This is a genomic window from Anaerofustis sp. LCP19S3_F7, assembly GCF_052119445.1.
Classification (GTDB): Bacteria; Bacillota; Clostridia; order Eubacteriales; family Anaerofustaceae; genus Anaerofustis; species Anaerofustis butyriciformans.
The window spans coordinates 275,075-293,213 of the sequence record NZ_JBQKFF010000001.1 but is presented as its reverse complement, the minus strand read 5'-3'; the positions used below and the strand labels follow the sequence as shown (position 1 = coordinate 293,213).

19 protein-coding genes and 1 pseudogene are annotated in these 18,139 nt (G+C 28.2%); 11 read left to right on the top strand and 9 right to left on the bottom strand.

From position 1 onward, the window contains the following. The first annotated feature begins 69 nt into the window (after positions 1-69). From rnc to ftsY, 3 genes are read left to right on the top strand one after another with little or no spacing between them, the layout of a single operon-like run. A complete protein-coding gene (gene rnc, locus ACTQYZ_RS01515) occupies positions 70-759 on the top strand; it encodes a ribonuclease III (protein WP_441415884.1) in 690 nt (229 codons plus the stop codon). A 10-nt stretch (positions 760-769) separates the two neighbouring features. After that, the gene (gene smc / locus ACTQYZ_RS01510) at positions 770-4,348 is read left to right on the top strand and encodes a chromosome segregation protein SMC (protein WP_441415883.1); all 3,579 of its coding nucleotides are present in this window, start codon (positions 770-772) and stop codon (positions 4,346-4,348) included. Beyond that, positions 4,335-5,231 (top strand): signal recognition particle-docking protein FtsY, encoded by an 897-nt coding sequence (ftsY, locus tag ACTQYZ_RS01505; RefSeq protein ID WP_441415882.1) that lies wholly within the window; start codon positions 4,335-4,337, stop codon positions 5,229-5,231. The genes smc and ftsY overlap by 14 nt, the downstream gene beginning before the upstream one ends. Before the next feature lie 30 nt (positions 5,232-5,261). Here the strand turns inward: ftsY and ACTQYZ_RS01500 are convergent, their stop codons facing one another. The 7 genes and pseudogenes from ACTQYZ_RS01500 to ACTQYZ_RS01470 form a co-directional block, all read right to left on the bottom strand. Further along, positions 5,262-5,426 (bottom strand): response regulator transcription factor, encoded by a 165-nt coding sequence (locus tag ACTQYZ_RS01500; RefSeq protein ID WP_441415881.1) that lies wholly within the window; start codon positions 5,424-5,426, stop codon positions 5,262-5,264. 86 nt (positions 5,427-5,512) lie between these two features. Further along, a complete protein-coding gene (locus ACTQYZ_RS01495) occupies positions 5,513-5,866 on the bottom strand; it encodes a hypothetical protein (RefSeq protein WP_441415880.1) in 354 nt (117 codons plus the stop codon). Between the two features lie 9 nt (positions 5,867-5,875). Beyond that, the gene (locus ACTQYZ_RS01490; protein WP_441415879.1) at positions 5,876-6,430 is read right to left on the bottom strand and encodes a helix-turn-helix domain-containing protein; all 555 of its coding nucleotides are present in this window, start codon (positions 6,428-6,430) and stop codon (positions 5,876-5,878) included. A gap of 182 nt (positions 6,431-6,612) precedes the next feature. Further along, positions 6,613-7,371, bottom strand: coding sequence for a hypothetical protein (locus tag ACTQYZ_RS01485; protein WP_441021060.1), 759 nt, complete (start codon positions 7,369-7,371; stop codon positions 6,613-6,615). A gap of 81 nt (positions 7,372-7,452) precedes the next feature. Then, positions 7,453-8,784, bottom strand: coding sequence for a sensor histidine kinase (locus ACTQYZ_RS01480; RefSeq protein ID WP_441021062.1), 1,332 nt, complete (start codon positions 8,782-8,784; stop codon positions 7,453-7,455). Next, positions 8,784-9,455, bottom strand: coding sequence for a response regulator transcription factor (locus tag ACTQYZ_RS01475; RefSeq protein ID WP_441021064.1), 672 nt, complete (start codon positions 9,453-9,455; stop codon positions 8,784-8,786). The genes ACTQYZ_RS01480 and ACTQYZ_RS01475 overlap by 1 nt, the downstream gene beginning before the upstream one ends. A gap of 61 nt (positions 9,456-9,516) precedes the next feature. Beyond that, positions 9,517-10,097 (bottom strand): annotated as a pseudogene (locus tag ACTQYZ_RS01470) (DNA alkylation repair protein). Between the two features lie 203 nt (positions 10,098-10,300). Between ACTQYZ_RS01470 and ACTQYZ_RS01465 the strand changes: the two are divergent. The 5 genes from ACTQYZ_RS01465 (at position 10,301) to ACTQYZ_RS01445 (ending at position 13,983) form a co-directional block, all read left to right on the top strand. Then, a complete protein-coding gene (locus ACTQYZ_RS01465) occupies positions 10,301-11,173 on the top strand; it encodes a DMT family transporter (RefSeq protein ID WP_441021066.1) in 873 nt (290 codons plus the stop codon). A 226-nt stretch (positions 11,174-11,399) separates the two neighbouring features. Continuing rightward, on the top strand, positions 11,400-11,585 hold the full coding sequence (locus tag ACTQYZ_RS01460; protein WP_441415878.1) for a hypothetical protein: 186 nt from the start codon (positions 11,400-11,402) through the stop codon (positions 11,583-11,585). Then, positions 11,548-11,943 (top strand): hypothetical protein, encoded by a 396-nt coding sequence (locus ACTQYZ_RS01455; protein WP_441415877.1) that lies wholly within the window; start codon positions 11,548-11,550, stop codon positions 11,941-11,943. Before ACTQYZ_RS01460 ends, ACTQYZ_RS01455 begins: the two co-directional genes overlap by 38 nt. A 228-nt stretch (positions 11,944-12,171) precedes the next feature. Then, positions 12,172-13,047 (top strand): hypothetical protein, encoded by an 876-nt coding sequence (locus ACTQYZ_RS01450; RefSeq protein ID WP_441415876.1) that lies wholly within the window; start codon positions 12,172-12,174, stop codon positions 13,045-13,047. 444 nt (positions 13,048-13,491) lie between these two features. Beyond that, on the top strand, positions 13,492-13,983 hold the full coding sequence (locus ACTQYZ_RS01445; RefSeq protein ID WP_441415875.1) for a hypothetical protein: 492 nt from the start codon (positions 13,492-13,494) through the stop codon (positions 13,981-13,983). Positions 13,984-14,007: 24 nt separating this feature from the next. Here the strand turns inward: ACTQYZ_RS01445 and ACTQYZ_RS01440 are convergent, their stop codons facing one another. Beyond that, entirely contained in the window at positions 14,008-14,544 is a 537-nt protein-coding gene (locus tag ACTQYZ_RS01440; RefSeq protein ID WP_441021073.1) for a stage V sporulation T C-terminal domain-containing protein, read from the bottom strand. Between the two features lie 182 nt (positions 14,545-14,726). Here ACTQYZ_RS01440 and ACTQYZ_RS01435 point away from each other — a divergent pair, with 182 nt between their 5' ends. The 3 genes from ACTQYZ_RS01435 to ACTQYZ_RS01425 all read left to right on the top strand — a co-directional run bounded on the left by ACTQYZ_RS01435 (position 14,727) and on the right by ACTQYZ_RS01425 (position 16,448). Next, positions 14,727-15,029, top strand: coding sequence for an ArsR/SmtB family transcription factor (locus tag ACTQYZ_RS01435; RefSeq protein WP_441021075.1), 303 nt, complete (start codon positions 14,727-14,729; stop codon positions 15,027-15,029). Positions 15,030-15,104: 75 nt separating this feature from the next. Then, a complete protein-coding gene (locus ACTQYZ_RS01430) occupies positions 15,105-16,112 on the top strand; it encodes a permease (protein WP_441021076.1) in 1,008 nt (335 codons plus the stop codon). An 18-nt stretch (positions 16,113-16,130) separates the two neighbouring features. Continuing rightward, positions 16,131-16,448 carry a thioredoxin family protein gene (locus ACTQYZ_RS01425; protein ID WP_441415874.1) on the top strand — a complete coding sequence of 106 codons (318 nt, stop codon included), beginning with the start codon at positions 16,131-16,133 and terminating at the stop codon, positions 16,446-16,448. Between the two features lie 95 nt (positions 16,449-16,543). Here ACTQYZ_RS01425 and ACTQYZ_RS01420 read toward each other — a convergent pair whose 3' ends face one another. Further along, a complete protein-coding gene (locus tag ACTQYZ_RS01420) occupies positions 16,544-17,929 on the bottom strand; it encodes an MATE family efflux transporter (protein ID WP_441021078.1) in 1,386 nt (461 codons plus the stop codon). Positions 17,930-18,139: the final 210 nt, after the last annotated feature.

Genomic DNA, 18,139 nt, shown 5'->3' with positions numbered 1-18,139 from the left:
GGAGCCTTAAACTATTTAAAAAATTAAAGGAAACTTCTGTAATTTTTTACATGGTTTACGAGGGAGAAAATGGAAAATAAAATTTATAAATTGGAACAAAAACTTGGTTATACTTTTAACAATAAAGATTTAATTAAAGTTGCTCTTACACATTCATCAAAAAGCAATGAAAACAAAAATCTCGAAAACAACGAACGACTTGAGTTTTTGGGAGACGCTGTGCTTGATTTATGCGTGGGAGCATATCTTTATAATACACTAAAAAAAGATAAAGAAGGCGTTCTTACAAAACTTAGAGCATTAATCGTTTGTGCGGATTCTTTATATATAGCAAGCGAAAAATTAGACCTTGGAGAATTTATTCTTCTTGGAAAAGGAGAAATGATAAGCGGAGGCAAATATAAGAAAAATATCATTGCAGATTGCTTTGAAGCAGTGCTTGGAGCAATATATTTAGACAGCGACTACGAAACAGTAAGCAAAATTGCTCTTAAACTCCTTTCTGACATAACAAAAAAGGCAATTGACGGAAAACTTACTTATGATTATAAAACATTGCTTCAAGAATATATTCACTCAAAAAACATAAAAGACTTTTCTTATGAATTAGTTCAAATAAAAGGTCCGGAACACGATCAAGTGTTTACTTCAAAAGTTGTAATAAATAACAAAGACATGGGTGAAGGGGACGGAAAAAACAAAAAAGAAAGCGAACAACACGCTGCTTTTGCTACACTAAAAAAATTAAAATTAATTTAGGCGGTAACAAATGTATTTAAAAAAAGTTGAAATATACGGCTTTAAATCCTTTGGACAGAAAGTCGAGATTTTATTTGACAATCCCGTAACGGGAATAGTAGGTCCAAACGGAAGCGGGAAAAGCAATATTGTAGATGCAATAAGATGGGTTTTAGGAGAGCAAAGAGTTAAATCCCTAAGAGGAGGAAAGATGGAAGATGTCATCTTTTCCGGAACTGAAGAAAAAAGAGCTCTTGGTTACGCTTTTGTAAGCATAACAATAGACAACTCTTCGGGGATTTTACCAAGTGAATACAGCGAAGTAAATGTATCAAGAAGACTTTATCGTTCGGGAGAAAGTGAGTATTACATAAATAAAAACTCCGTAAGACTTAAAGACATCCAAGAACTTTTCATGGATACGGGGCTATCTAGAGAAGGATACTCAATAATTTCTCAAGGTAAAATAGAAAGCATTGTAAACAACTCTGCGGTAGAAAGAAAATTAATGATTGAAGAAGCCGTAGGGATAGTTAAATATAAAAGCAGAAAAAACGAAGCAATTAAAAAGCTTGATAAAACACAAAATAATCTATACAGAATTTTAGACATAATTTCAGAACTTGAAAAAAGAATTCCTACTTTAAAAAGAAATTCCAAAAAAGCAAGAGAATATATAAAATTAAGCGATGAACTTAAGGGAATAGAGCTTAATTTATTCGTTCATAAAGCAGACAAATATAAAGAAGAACTTTCAAAAATAGAAGAAGACGAAAAAATAATGAGAGATACTTTAACAAAACAAGAAGAGAGTATCTCTGTTTTGGATGAAAAATACTCTAAATTAAAACTTGAAGTAAATTCTTTTGATGAAGAAATAAACAACGCAAATAAAGAAATACACAACTTCATTTCAAATTACGAAAATTCTAAAGTTGAAGTTGAAGTAAACAAAAATAAAATATTAACTCACACAGAAAATATAAAATCCTTAAAAGACGGAATATTAAAACTAGAAGAAGAAAAAGAACAAGCAGTCTTATCTTTAAATGAAAATAAGGAAAATAAAGAAAAACAAGAAGAATTATTTACAAAATTACAAGAAGAATTTTCTAAGTTAAAACAAGAAGTAGAAAGATTAAAAGGACTTTCAGACGAAACAGAAAGTGCAATTGAAAAAGAAAACATAAATCTTAAAACAAAAGAAAGATTACTAAGAGATAAAGAAAGCCTTCTTGCAGACAGTTTTAACAGAATCGAAAACAATAAATTCATCATCACAAAACTTGAAGAAGAAAACAAAGAATTAAAGGTAGAAATAGAAGAACTTGAAAAACAGAACTTTACTTCAAATAACCTTAAAAACGAAGAAAAACTTGAAAAACTCGACGATGAAAACAACAAGCTTTTAGAAGAAAGATATTTAATAGAAGAAGCAAAAGCTGATTATAAAGAAAATCTTCTTGAAAAATACAACAAAGTAAAACTTCTAAAAGGACAAAGAGACATTTTAACGGGATATGAAGAAAACAAGGAAGGTTATAAATTCGCAATCAAAAAACTTTTTGAATTTGCAAAAAACACAAGCCTTTCTGACGAAGTGTACGGCACTTTAGGGGATCTTATTTCCGTACCCGATAAATATATGGATGCAATACAAAAATCCCTTACATCTACCGTTGAACACGTTGTAGTTAAAGATGAAAGCACAGCTGCAAGAGCAATTAAAGCTTTAAAAGAAAACAAGTGGGGAAGAATAACATTCCTACCTCATAACATAATAAAACCAAGAGAAATATATAACTTAAACTCAGTAATAATAAATGCAAAAGGGTTTGAGGGAGTTGCAAGCGATATTGTAAAATACGATAAGAAGTTTGAAAATATCGTTAAAAATGCTCTTGGAACACTTCTTATATTTGATAATCTAAAAAATGCAAATGTCTTTGCAAAAAAAAGCGCACATAAATATAAAATAGCAACTCTTGACGGAGAAGTTTTATTCCCGGGAGGAGCTTTGGTAGGTGGACAAAATAAAAACAATGACCGTTCACTTTTATCAAGAAAAAACGAAATTGAAAAACTAAACAAACAAATAAAAGAAGCGGTAAAAGATTATAACGAATACTTAAAACAAAGCGGTTCCTTTGATATTAAACTTAAAGAAAAAGACGAACAGTTAAAGTTAAAGGCCGATGAAATAAACGAACTTACTCTTATCATAAGCAAGGAAGAAGACAAGAACAGAGAAGCTGAAGAACATCTTGAAAAGAAAATAAAAACATTTAAAGAAAACAAGAAAAAAATAGAAAACTTAAAGACTTCAGATGAAAAAATCCTTCTTATGAACGAACAATCAAAAGAAGAAATAGAGCAATTAAATAAAGAAATTGAAGAAAAGAAAGACGAAATATCAAAGATAGGTCTTGGTTTATATAAAGATAAATATCTTGATATGGCAACAAAACTAAATAAAGAAGAAATCAATCTTTATAAACAAGAAGAACAGTTAAACAGAATAAGCACAGCTATTTTCGAACTTAACAAAAACATTAAAAATATTGAACTTAGCACATCAGAAAGTTTAAAAGAAATTGAAGAAAACGAAGAAAATATTTCTTTATTAAATGAAGAAATTAAAAAGGCTAAAGAGCTTGATAAAGACTATGATGAGCTAAAGAAAAACTTAGATGACAAATATGCTTCTTTAATAGAAAAGAAAAAACAATCAAACGAAGAGTTTGAAGAAGTTAATCATAACTTAAAAAATCTTCAAGAAGAAAGATATCGTTTAAGCGAGCAAATACAAAAGCTAGAAAATAAAAAAGATAAAACAAATCTTGAAATGGATTATCTTCAAAAGGGAATAATCGAAGATTATAACCTAACATACGCACAAGCACTTGAATATAAAAAACCTATTGAAAATATGCTTGAAACGGAAACAACAGTAAAGGACTTAAAAGCAAGCATAAAAAAACTGGGAAATATCAATGTTGAATCCATAGAAGAATATAAAGAAGTAAAAGAAAGATTTGAATTTTTAAGTGAACAAAAAGATGACCTTGAAGATTCAAAAGGAGAACTTCTACACATAATAAAAGACATGAACTCTAAAATCGAAGAAAGATTTTTAAGAGAATTCAATAATATAAACAAAGAGTTTGAAGAAGTATTCAAGCAGTTATTCAATGGAGGAAACGCAAAGCTTATTTTAACCAATCCCGATGATATAATGGAAAGCGGAATAGATATTGTCGCTTCTCCTCCAAAAACAAAACTTAAAAATATTTCTTCTCTATCCGGAGGAGAAAAATCCATGACTGCAATAGCTTTGATATTTGCAATACTTAAATTAAAACCTGCACCATTCTGTGTTCTTGACGAAATCGACGCAGCACTTGACGATGCAAATGTTGCAAGGTTCTGCAAATATTTAAAATCAATAATTAAAGACAACCAATTTATTGTTGTAACTCACAGAAAAATAACCATGAGCATAGCCGATGTACTTTACGGAGCAACCATGGGAAGTGAAGGTATAACAAAAATCGTAAGCGTAAAATTAAAAGATATACACGAAGGCGGTGAAATAAATGTCAAAAGATAAATATAATAAAGGACTTGATAAAACAAAAAAAAGTTTACTATCAAAGTTAAAAGATGTATTTTCATCAAACAAAATAGATGATGATTTATATGAAGAATTAATTGAAGTTCTTATTTTAAGCGATATTCCTTTTAATGTAAGCGAAGAAATAATCGAAAACGTAAAGGAAAACGCAACAAAAAAAGATGTAAAAGACATAAACAAACTACATGATTTAATTAAAGAAGAAATTAAAAACAGACTAAAATTAAATCTTTGGGATAAAGAAATTAAAAAACCCGCTTTAATACTTTTCATAGGAGTAAACGGAGCTGGGAAAACAACAACAATAGCAAAACTTGCAAATAAATTCTTAGAAGAAGATAAAAAAGTAATTTTAGCGGCAGCAGATACTTTTAGAGCCGCAGCAAGCGAACAGCTTGCAACTTGGGCAGAAAGACTAGATGTTCCAATCGTAAAAAGCAAACAAGGTCAAGATCCGGCAAGTGTAATTTATGATTGTCTTGATTCTGCAAAAGCAAAAAATATGGATATTATTCTTGCAGACAGCGCAGGAAGACTTCAAAACAAAAAGAATTTAATGGACGAACTTAACAAAATTTACAGAGTCTGTGATAAATTCAAAGGAGATTATAATTTATATACAGTTCTTGTTTTAGATGCAGGAGCAGGACAAAACAGTGTAATGCAAGCACAAAGCTTTAATGAAAGCGCCAAGGTTGACGGCATAATAATGACAAAACTTGACGGAAGCGCAAAAGGCGGGGTAATAGTTTCCTTAGCAGGAGAAGACAAACCTCCTATGTGGTATGTAGGCCTTGGAGAAGGACTTGAAGATTTAGAAGAATTTGATGTTGATGATTTTGTAGATGCAATAATATAAAATAAAAACTCTGCTAAATGCAGAGTTTTTTTAATCCAACATATATTTTTTTAAATCTTGACGTTGATTTATTCCAAGCTTTTGAAAAGCGGAAGACATATACTGTTTTACGGTATTGGCAGATATATTCATATGTTCTCCCATCTCTTTATTTGTCCACCCTCTTGCAGCAAGCATTGCAGCCGCAAATTCCATAGTGGTTAAATTATCTGCAACATCTCTTCCTGTTATCGGATTATATACTTTTCTCCAACCTCCTGAAAAACGATAAGTAATATCTATTATTCTTTTAAAATCATCATGCCAGTCTTTTTTATTACAGACTCAAGCATTCCTCCAAGAAGTCCGTGGTGTTCCCCAAATGCTTCGATTAAATCATCGGGACGTGCCAAATCCCAAGCAAAAAGAAGATGTTTTTGTGCTTTTTTTACATTTTTTATGCTCATATAATCCATAACCGCAACTAAATGTAGATATATAGAAGAAATAGGATACGTTTCTTTTTGCAATGCAATAGCAGTTTCGACTATACCTATGCTTCTTTCATATTCTCCCTGTAAATATCTATAATGAGCATGAACATATAGCGCAAACATTCTAAGCCCTTCAGGAAGAAAATTAATATATTCTTTCATTGGCGGTATTTAATTTGGAAGAGGAAGATGTAATAAAATCGCTGCTGCCGTGGCAATAAATGCACTTGCATCTTTTAATAGTGGAATATCTTTTTTACTTGAAGCTATTTTTTTAAGCATGGAAAGAGCATATTTCGCTTGTGTTATATTACCTAAGGAAAGATTTGCATATGAATAAATAAGATAAGCAGAAAGACTTAAAGATAAATCGGAACTTGTTAGATATAATTCTGCCATTTTTGCGGCTTTTTCAGCTTGTCCGCTAAAATAATAATATTCGCATAAAGCAATATCCCTTGAATCTCCTTTTTTAATATTATTAATATATTTCAAACATTCACCTGGCTTAAAAGGAGTTTTCAATAAAGGCATAAGATTTGATGTATCTATTACTTCCTGTTTTGTTCTTCCATTATTAATGGGCTTGGAAGCATTTTGTGGAATTTGCCATACATTGGAAACCTTTTTTGCTCCTTCGATTTTTCCTTCTAAACAATATCTTTGCACTACCCTTGTTGAAACATTCCAATTTTCTGCAACTTCTTTTACAGTTAAATATTTCATTTCATACACCTCCCAGTATTATGAAATAATATTTATTTGTATTCATAATTATGTTTAATTATATTATATATCTTTTTTTAACTTTTTTAATATTGCCAATTAGAATTTTAATAAATAAAACCCCATGTAGTAAACTACATGAGGTTTTTATTATTTGTTTATCTTTAATTTACAATGTTAAATTAATCATCATAAGCAGTAAAACTACCGTTTATTGTTTCATAAGAATTACCTACGTTTTCTTTTATACCATTTATTTCATATGTGTATTTTTGACCTTGTTTTAAATTTTTATCAAGGAATAATTCAATATCATCTTCATCACATATAATTCTTGAATTTTTACTTGAATAAGTATTTCCGTTTGAATCTTTGATTATGATATAAGCATCTGATTTTAATTCGATAAATTTATCAAAGTCAAATGATACTTCTTTATCTTCTCTGTCAAAGTCAACATCTCTTATTTTTAAATTTGATTTTGTGTTATTTGATGTTTGTTTTTCTGTTTCAAAAGTTACTTTTAAATTTGTATAAGAATTATCATTATATGCCTTTATTCCTTGAATTTCAGCTGTATAATTTGTTCCGTCTTTAATTCCTTCAATATAAATTTCTAAATCATCGTCGTCTTTATCAATAATCTTTGCATTATAACTGTTACCGCCGGCATCTGTAAGCGAAGTTATGCTTGCATTATCATCCCACATAACTTTTGTTTTAAAATTAACGTCTACTATATTTTTATTGTCATCATCTTGTTTAACAGAATTAACTTCTATTAATGATGTATTTTCATCTGCTAAATTTGTAGCATCTGCACTTGTCTTATCAAGTGAATTATCCATATAGTTCATACTTAAATCTTTTGCAAATACACTTGCACCTATCAAAGCAATACCTACTATTGTTACCATAACTAAAACTGTTCTTTTTTTCATTTTTCTTTCCTCCATTTTTTTCGATCTCTTCTTTTTCTATCTTGATAATAGGAAAGAAAAATTAAAGTAAAATTAAAGAATTTATTTTTTTAAAATTATTTTAAAAGTAGTTCCAATATTTTCTTTGCTTGTAACAGTTATTTTACCACCCATTTTTTCTATTATAGTTTTTACCATTGATAAACCAAGTCCAAGACTATTTTCATTATCTCTTGAAGGATTAACCTGATAAAATCTGTTCCAAATTTTATCTATATTTTCACTGCTTATTCCTATTCCGTTATCTTCAACTGTACATATTACTTCTTTATTTGTTTGTGACGCTTTTATATTAACATAACCATTTTCTTTTCCATATTTTATGGCATTAGATACAAGGTTTATAAATATCCTCATTATTAAGACAGTATCTGAATATATATTTATATCATCTTTTATATCCATATTTAACTTTATGTTTTTATCTTCTGCCTTTATTTCCATTTCTTCCAAAACACTCTCAATAAGCTCATTTAAATTGATTTTTTCTCTTTGTATTTTTATTCTGTTAAAATCAAATCTTGTAAACATAAGAAGCTGAGATATTAAAAAAGAAAGTTTTTCACCTTGTTTTTTTATAATTTCAAGAGCTTCTCTTTGTTCTTCTTCGCTTCCTTCATACAATGCATAGTCACAAGATGCAAGTATTACGGAAACAGGAGTTCTAAGCTCATGAGAAGCATCTGAAGTGAATTTTTTTTCATTTTCAAATGATGTTTCAAGTCTTTCAAACATTTCGTCAAAAGTGCTTGCCATTATGCTTATTTCATTTTTGGATTTTGTTTTTAAATTTATCCTTTTTGACAAGTCATCTCCGTTTGAAATATTAACGGCAGTATCGACTATTTTGTCAATAGGTGATAAAGTTCTCTTGGTTATAAAATATCCAACCACAAATGAAACAATAAGAATTATCGGTATTAATACTATAAATATTGTCATCATGAAAGTACTTAATGTTTGAAGTGTAGAAATTGACATATATCCTCTCACAAACACCCCGTCAATATTGGTCATTTTATCATATACGTACCAGTTATTGGATTCTCCATCATATTCATTTACGCCGTCATTATATGAAGCGTTATTTATATCTGATGGAACATTACCTCTAAGAAGCTTATCATTTTTATATATGGCTATTTCTACTCCTTCTTTGTAAAATTCAAAATCATCATCAAAAATTTCTTCATAGCCTTCTTCATTTATTTCCTGAACACATTCATTAATTTCATTTTGCAGAGTCTGCTTTAATGTAACATTTGTAAATCCGTCCATACTTACTGATAAAAATGCCAATGTAAAAATAAGTATAAGGGCTATTACGAATATATACCAAAAATTAAGTTTAGTCTTTAGTGATAAATTTCTCATTATTCTTCCTTTAAAACATATCCTATATTTCTTTTTGTATGAATAAGTTTCTTTTCATACCCGGTATCCATTTTTTTTCTTAAATATCTTATATATACATCAACCATATTTGAAGCACCTTCATACTCATAATTCCAAACGTTTTGCTCAATTTGTTCTCTTGATAAAATCATTCCTTTGTTTTTTATAAGAAATACGAGTATTCCATATTCTCTTGAAGAAAGTTCAATCTCTTTTCCTGCTCTTTTTACTGTTTTACTGTTGCAATCCACTTCTAAATCTGCCACTTTATATACATTGGTTTTGTTTTTTGTATTTCTTCTGGTTACAGCATAAATCCTTGCAATAAGTTCAGAAAAAGAAAAAGGTTTTACCATATAATCATCGGCTCCAAGATTAAGTCCCGTTACTATATCTTCGGTAGAATCCATTGCAGTTAGTGCTATTATATAAGTTTCAATTCCCTTATCCCTTATTCTTCTTATAACATCAAAACCATTTATTTTCGGTATCATAATATCCAAAATGACAACATCATAATCGGTATTTTCAATGTAATAAACAGAGTCTTCACCGTCAAAACAACTATCAACACTGTATTTTTCCGCTTTTAACCTTTTAACTATTAAATTATTAAGGTTTTTTTCATCTTCAACAACAAGAATTCTCATATGATTTTCCTTTCTTTTTTATTATTTATGCTACTTTTTTAAAATTAAAGTCAGATTAAAATTATAAATATTTGCTTGCTTCTTTAATGTTTAGATTTGCCATTTTATCTTTGTATTTATTGATAAAGTTACTTACCCATTCCTTATTAGTCTTTGAATAATCTCTTAAAGCCCAGCCTATTGCTTTATTTATAAAAAATTCATCACTTCCAAAATTATTTACGATTATCTTTTCTAAAAGTTCTATATTCGTTTTTTCTTTTCTATGTAACTGATGCATTATGCTTACTCTTCTAATCCATATATTATTATCCTTGCTCCAGCTTATAAGAATTTCATTTATATCCTCATATTTTAATGCCATATCCGCAATAAGTTTATATATCATATCGCTTGTGTCCCACCATGACTTTGTAACTATAAGATTTTTTATGAAAGGAACATCTTTATTTGTTAAATATCTCTTTTTGTTTATTAAATAATCAAGAGCAACATATTGAAATTCTCTGTTATTGTCATCATAACATTTGTTTACAAAATCATAATCGATGTAGTTCCTGTTTTTAATTTCTTTAAAATATTCTTTTTCGATTTTTTAAGTTCAGGTTTGTTTATACCTAAAAAATCAAATTGATTTTTCATATATTTAGCCATATTAACGGCATTTTCTTCATCTCTTTTTTCATATAAAACTTTAAAAATATCCATGATTTTCTCCTTAAATATTTATATAACAATATTAACACATAAATAAAAACATGAAACATTATATTAAATTATTAAATTGAAATAAGAAATAAATTAATGTAGAATATTAAGCGCATAAATAAAGAAAGGCTTTAAAAATGGAAAATAATAAAAAATTAGGACATCTTCTTGCAATATTTACAATAATGATATGGTCGACAACATTTGTATCAACCAAAATACTTTTAAGAACTTTTACCCCTATGGAAATTTTATTCTATAGATTTACTTTAGGTTTATTGTTTTTATTTCTTATGTATCCCAAAAGACTTAAACTTAAGGATAGAAAAGAAGAAATATATTTTATCTTTGCAGGTCTTACGGGAGTAAGCTTATATTATCTTTTGGAAAACATGGCCCTTACTTATTCCAATGCTTCAAACATAGGTGTTCTTGTTTCCATAGCTCCGTTTTTTACGGGAATGCTTTCTTGGATTATATCAAAAGAAAAACTAAATAAAAACTTTTTTTACGGTTTTATTATAGCAATAACTGGAATTATTTTAATAAGCATTAAAGATATGAGTGGAGTAAAAGTATATCCTATAGGAGATATACTTGCTATTATTGCAGCTTTGATATGGGCTTTTTACTCTCTTTTAAGCAGAAAAATATCAACTTTTGGATACAATATGATTGCTTCAACCAGAAGAATGTTTTTTTACGGGCTGATATTTATGATATTAATGCTTCCATTTTTTAATTTTACCTTTGATTTAACGTTATTTAATTCTAAAGTATTAATATTTAATATTTTATTTTTAGGACTTTGTGCCTGTGCACTTTGCTTTGTAACTTGGAATATATCAATAAAAATCTTAGGTACGGTAAAAACCAGTGCTTACATTTATATAACACCAGTAATAACAATTATTGCCTCGTTTATAATATTAAAAGAACCTATAACCCCTGTTATGATTATAGGAACAATACTGGTTTTATCGGGACTGTTTTTAAGCGAGAAAAAATAAATCTACAATTAACATAATTAACATAATTATTAATATTATTTTACTAATATATATGATATACTAAAAAATATTAGAGATACAATTTACAAAATCACTTCGTTTTTATTTGACATAATAATTTTAGATTCTAATATAAAGTCAATTTTCACCTCAACTTATTCATCAACAAAAATATCTAATTAACATAAAACGATATATTATAATAAATAAAGGAAGGATAAGTACTATGAAAAGAGTTATAGTGAAGAAAATATTTGTTTTTATTGCAGTATTTTTCTCAATGTTTAAGTTTATGCCAAATGAAATATTTGCACAGAATAATACTATAGAAATAAATACAAGTAGCGATTTAATATCTATACTAAAATCTACAAATGAAGAAGAAACAAAAGGAAATACATATATTAAATAATAATATAACAATAAATACCAATACCTTAAGAGATGATTTAACGCAAGATGATGTAAGGATATTTGCAGGTTCACTTAATGTTAACAATCATACAATTACAATACAAAGCGATACTACTTCATCTTCTTTACCATTATTTGAAAATCTAAAGGGTAATGTACAAGATTTAAATATTGTTTTTAATAATGATGTCATAGGTACACCTTTTGCATATGATATTTCTTATTTAGACGAAAATGATAACGTTTCTTTATATAATATATCATTAACCGTTAATGGAGATATATTATATGGCAAACACAATTATTTAAATTATTATGCTTCAATAATGTCATCTTCATCAAATTACGGAAACTAGTATATTCATTTTGGGGGACAGCCGGAAAATCTAGCAACAGGATTTGCTTGGTATTTATGGGGAGTAAATGTTTCTAATGTTAACATCAATATTAATGGTAATATTGGACAAACAGAAGAAATAAACAATGATACCACATCTGCTGGATTTGCTTATTTTGCAGTAAAAGGAACAAATAAAAATAAAATCCAATATGATAACATAAATATAAATGTTTCAAAAGATATATTGGCAAAAACAGATGATGGACATGCTTCAGCGTATGGATTTGCTAACGGAAATGCAGATGGATCAACTGCCGGATTTGGAGGAAAAAATCTGGATGAGATATATAATGTCATCGTTAATGCTGAAAATATAATTACATCTTCAAAAAAAGGTGCTTCTTCTTCAATAGGATTTGCTCGATTTATGCAAGGATATACACATGATTGTACAGTAAATATTCTAAATAAAATTGAAGCAATTAATGAAGAGGGAGACGAAGAAGAAAATAAATATGCATATATGAATGGTTCTTCTTATGCATATGGTTTTATGCTAAATACAGGAGGAAGTTCTATACCATCAAGACGTAGTTTTATAAATAATACAGTAAATGTAGGAAGTATTATTGCAAAAACAAATTTACAAACATATGCAGGAAGTGCTTTTTCCAGTGGATTTGCACATCAAATGATGAATACATCAAGCGATGTTCCTGATTTATCATATAATAACAATAAAGTAAATGTTAAAAATGGCAATATTGAGGCTTATTCAAATAAAAAAGGTGCTGTTGCAAGTGGATTTGTTTCAAATTCCGGTCGTGATTATTATAACAGACCAGATCATATTTACGAAAATTCTGTTTATGTAAATGGCTCAATAATTGCAAACAGCAAACAAGCAGATGCTACTGCATCAGGATACAGCTACATAAATAAAACCCATAAAAGAAACTGTAATGTTATAGTAAAAAAAGACATTATAGCCCAATCCCCTGTACAAGCTGTAGCTTCAGGTTTTAACGGATTGCAATACATTGATAATTATTATTTTATAAACAATTCTACGATTACTGTTTATGGAGATATTAAAGCTGAACAAACAGAAAATCAATAAGGTATTACTGTTGCAAGCGGATTAAATGGAGTCATAATATCTACAACAAGCGGATCGGCTTCAAATAAAGTTACAATAAATGGAAATGAAGTTAATGTATATGGAAATATTATTTCAAAAAATAATGCAAAAAGTATTGGTTACAGTGGACTTATTATAGGTCTAAACGAACATACAGATTCATCAAAAGGACAAATTGAGTTAAATAACAATACATTTACAGGAAAAGAAAATTTAATTGAAATAAAACAAGAAGATAAAAATGAATACCCTGAAGAATATACAAACTTTACCGGTGTAAGTAATAAACAGGTATACTCTTCTTATACAGGAAATAAAGTTGTCTTTTCAGAAGATGATGGTTCATCCTACTCTGCAAATGTAGATTTATATAAAGATAATCATCCTTTATATTATGATATGTGGACCCTTTCAAAAAAAGAAATGAATCATTCAATAAATAAAGTAGACAGAAAAGAAGCTACATGTACGAAAAATGGAAATATTGAATATTGGTATTGCACAAAATGTAATAAGTATTTTTCTGATGAATCTTTAACAACAGAAATTACAAAAAACGATACTATAATAAAAGCAAAAGGACATAAATTTAATGAAAAATGGTATTTTGATGACGAATATCATTGGAAAAAATGTAATCAATGTGGTATAGAAGAACAAAAAAATATTCATAATTTTAAATGGATAATAGATAAAAAAGCTACACCTGAAACAAATGGACTTAAACATGAAGAATGTGTTGATTGTGGATATAAAAAATCACCAGTAGAAATTATTTATAATAAAGATACACAAGATAATGATAATCATATTAATACATTAGATAATAATAATATTACCCTTTGGATTATTATGTTATTTGTTTCATTATTTAGTATAGTAGCTATTATTACACAAAAGAAAATATCTAAATAAAAAAGAACACAGTAGTGTTCTTTTTTATTGCTCCATTTGCTTTCCTAAAAATATTGAACCTGTTTTTGCAAGCAGACTTGCCTGTTCAACGGGAATAGTTTTGTCTTTACTTAAAAGTACTATGGCTCCTATTGGATCTCCGTTTGCAACAATAGGGGAGATAACTTCATATTTATGTTCGTTTTTTTTGTCCTTTACTATATCCACTTCTCCGTTTAAGGAAGTAACAAGCTGTCTTTTTGAAATTATCTTATCTAAATCTTTGCTTATTTTTTTATCCATAAGCTCTTTTTTATCTCCGGTTGAAGCTGCAACTATATTTTCTCTGTCACAAATTACGCTTGTTATTTTTGCACTTAAAAATAGACTGTCTACATATTCCTGAGCAAATGTTGAGAGTTCTCCTACCATAGAATATTTTTTTAGTATTACTTCTCCGCTGTTATCTGTATATATTTCCAAAGGATCTCCTTCTCTTATTCTTAAAGTTCTTCTTATTTCTTTCGGTATTACAACTCTACCCAAATCGTCAATTCTTCTTACAATACCTGTCGCTTTCATTACTATCTCCTTTATAATATTTTCATATATATTTTTTCTAATTTTAGAAATTTTATACTTTTTATCCTTAATTAAACATAAAATAATATATACATATCAAAAAAAATTGATATATCTATTGACAGTATATAAAAAAAATGATATTATACTCATATCAAAATATTTTGATATGAGGTAATAATATGGAAGACTATTTAAAAGACGTAAAAATTTTTAAAGCATTATGCGATGAAAAAAGATTAAAAATAATAGATTTATTAAAAAGCGGAGAGAAATGTGCTTGTGTTTTAATAGATAAAATGGATATAGGACAGTCTTCTCTTTCATATCATATGAAAATATTATGTGAATCCGGCATTGTTCAAGGCAGACAAGATGGTAAATGGACACATTATAAATTAAGCAAATCCGGAAGCGAACATGCAATAAAAAGACTTAGAGAAATAACAATGGAAAATGAAAACACTACGAATTGCTGTAAATAGTCATCTAAAAGATGACTTTTATTTTAAGCAACATATCAAAATTTTTTGATATGAAAAATTATAAGGAGAATTAATATGATTCAGTCAGTATTATTATTTATTCAAAATCAAATTCTTTCAATGAAATGGCTAAATTCATTAATTGGAAACTTTCTTACTCTTTTGGAAATTGATTTAAATGGAAGAATGGGTGGAAGCCTTCAGTTTTTTATTTATGATGTTATAAAAATAACTATACTACTTTGTACTTTAATTTTTATTATTTCATACATTCAAAGCTATTTCCCACCTGAAAGAAGTAAAAAAATACTCGGAAAATTTAAGGGAATAAGAGCAAATATAATTTCTGCCTTACTTGGAACCGTTACTCCTTTCTGCTCATGCTCTTCAATACCTTTATTTATGGGCTTTACATCAGCAGGACTTCCTCTTGGAGTTACATTTTCTTTTTTAATATCATCTCCAATGGTAGACATTGGAAGTTTGGTTTTGCTTATGAGCATTTTCGGTTATAAAGTTGCCATTTTTTATGTAATTATAGGACTTATTCTTGCAGTTATTGGAGGAAGCATAATTGAAAAAATGCACATGGAAGAATACGTTGAAGATTTTATTAAAAATGCAAAAAGCATAAACGTAAAAATTCCAGATCGCTCGAAAAAACAAAGAATGATATTTGCAAAAAATCAAATGACATCTACATTTAAGAAAGTATTTCCTTATATATTAATAGGTGTTGGAATAGGGGCAATAATTCATAACTGGATACCTGAAGATATAATAACCGGCATACTTGGAAGCGACAATCCTTTTGGTGTAATTCTTGCAACTTTGGTAGGAGTACCTATGTATGCAGATATATTCGGAACAATTCCAATAGCAGAAGCACTTTTATCAAAAGGAGCACTTCTTGGAACAATTCTTTCTTTTATGATGGCAGTTACAACACTAAGCCTACCTTCAATAATAATGCTTAAAAAAGCCGTTAAGCCAAAACTTCTTATATTGTTTATATCAATTTGTACTTTTGGAATTATTTTAATAGGCTATATATTTAACTATATGCAAGGATTTTTAATATAAAAAATAAAGGAGAGAAAAATGAAAATATTAAAAAAATCATGTGGATGCAGTACTTGTAAATGTAAAAATAATGACAATAATGGAGAAAAAACAAATGGACAAATTAAAATATTAGGATCTGGATGTAAGAACTGTATTAATCTTGAAAATAATGTTTTAAAAGCTTTAGAAGAACTTAACATAAATATGAATGTTGTACATGTTAAAGACTTTGTTGAAATTTCAAATTACGGCGTAATGTCTACACCTGCCCTTGTTATAAATGAACAAGTTGTATCACAAGGAAAAGTATTATCAAAAAAAGAAGTAGAAGATATTTTAAAAGAAATAATATAAAAAGAAATAATTTTAAACAGTAAAATATTATTGTATATTAAAAAAAATATAATAATCAATCATATAAAAAAAGAAAGACTTTTATGTCTTTCTTTTTAATTTGTACTAAGTTTAATTTCCTTATTCTTTATTATTTTTAATTCTTTTGATACAACTGCCGTTGTTGTTATAAAAGCAATAAAATCCGCAACGGGAGCAGCAAAAAGTATACCGTTAAGTCCAAAGAATAATGGAAGAATTATTATTAAAGGAATAAGGAATATTACCTGTCTTGTCATTGATAATATAAGCCCTTTTATAGGTTTTCCTATAGCAGCAAAGAAATTTGATGAGATAAGCTGAACACCATTTAATACAACCATAAATAAAAATGTTCTCATAAACTTAACCGCAAATTCATAGTAAAGGGCATCTCCTGAACCGAATATTGAAATAATTTGATTTGGGAAAAATTGAAAGGCTATAAAACCTATAAAAGATACTACAAGATTACAAAGTATTGCAAGTTTATAAACGCTTATTACTCTGTCGTATTTTTCTGCCCCATAATTAAAACCTACTATAGGTTGAGTCCCTTGAGAAATTCCTATGATTACTGCAAGTAAAATTGCATTTGTTTTCATTACTATACCGCAGGCAGCAAGAGGAATTTCCATTCCATATATTGACCTCGCACCGTAAAATGTAAGGGAATTATTTAAAACTATTTGTACAAAAGTAATCGCAACTTGGTTTAAACTGTTACTCATACCAAGAGAAGCAATTTTAACGCATTCTTTAAAATGAAGCCCAAAACAATCTCTTGTTAAATGTACGTGCTTGAAATTTTTTATATATAATATTGCCATAACAAAAGAAAATACTTGGCCTATTACTGTAGCAATTGCCGCACCTGCAACTCCCATATTAAATACAAAAATGAATATAGGGTCTAAAATTGTATTTACAATAGCACCTACAAGCATACACATCATTGAATATTTAGGACTTCCGTCTGCTCTTGCAAGATTGCTCATACCATTTATTACAACAAGAAGCGGCATACCAAGAGCAGTTATTCTTGTATAAGATATGGCATAAGGCATTACTTGTGTTGTAGCACCAAAAGCTTTAAGCAAAATAACTAAAAATATTTCAATTAAAAATGCATAAAGTATACCGAAAACAAACATCATTGAAATTGCACTACCAACAACTTTTGCGGCCTTTTCTTTTTCTCCTGCACCAAGACGAAGAGAAAATCTTGAAGCTCCTCCGACTCCTATTAAAAGAGCTATTGCAAGACAAATAGTTGTTAAAGGATATGCAACGTTCGTTGCGGCATTACCCAGATAACCAACACCTTGACCTATGAACATTTGATCAACAATGTTATAAAGAGAACTAACAATCATCGCTATTATACTTGGCATTGCAAAACCTTTTAAGAGTTTTGGAATTTTTTCATACCCAAGAGGATTAGCGGTATTGATACTTTCCATATCACACCTCCAAATGAAAATAACAATAAAACAAATAGCTTTCTTATTTGCCAAAATATATAGAAAAATAAGTAAAAAATAAAAATTTATTGTAATATCACAAGATTATACCAAAATTAGTTTTTTAATACAATATAATAATAATAAAATATTTATTTTTTAAATTTTATTATTCTAAAATTATACCTGTAAATATGTTATTATATAGGT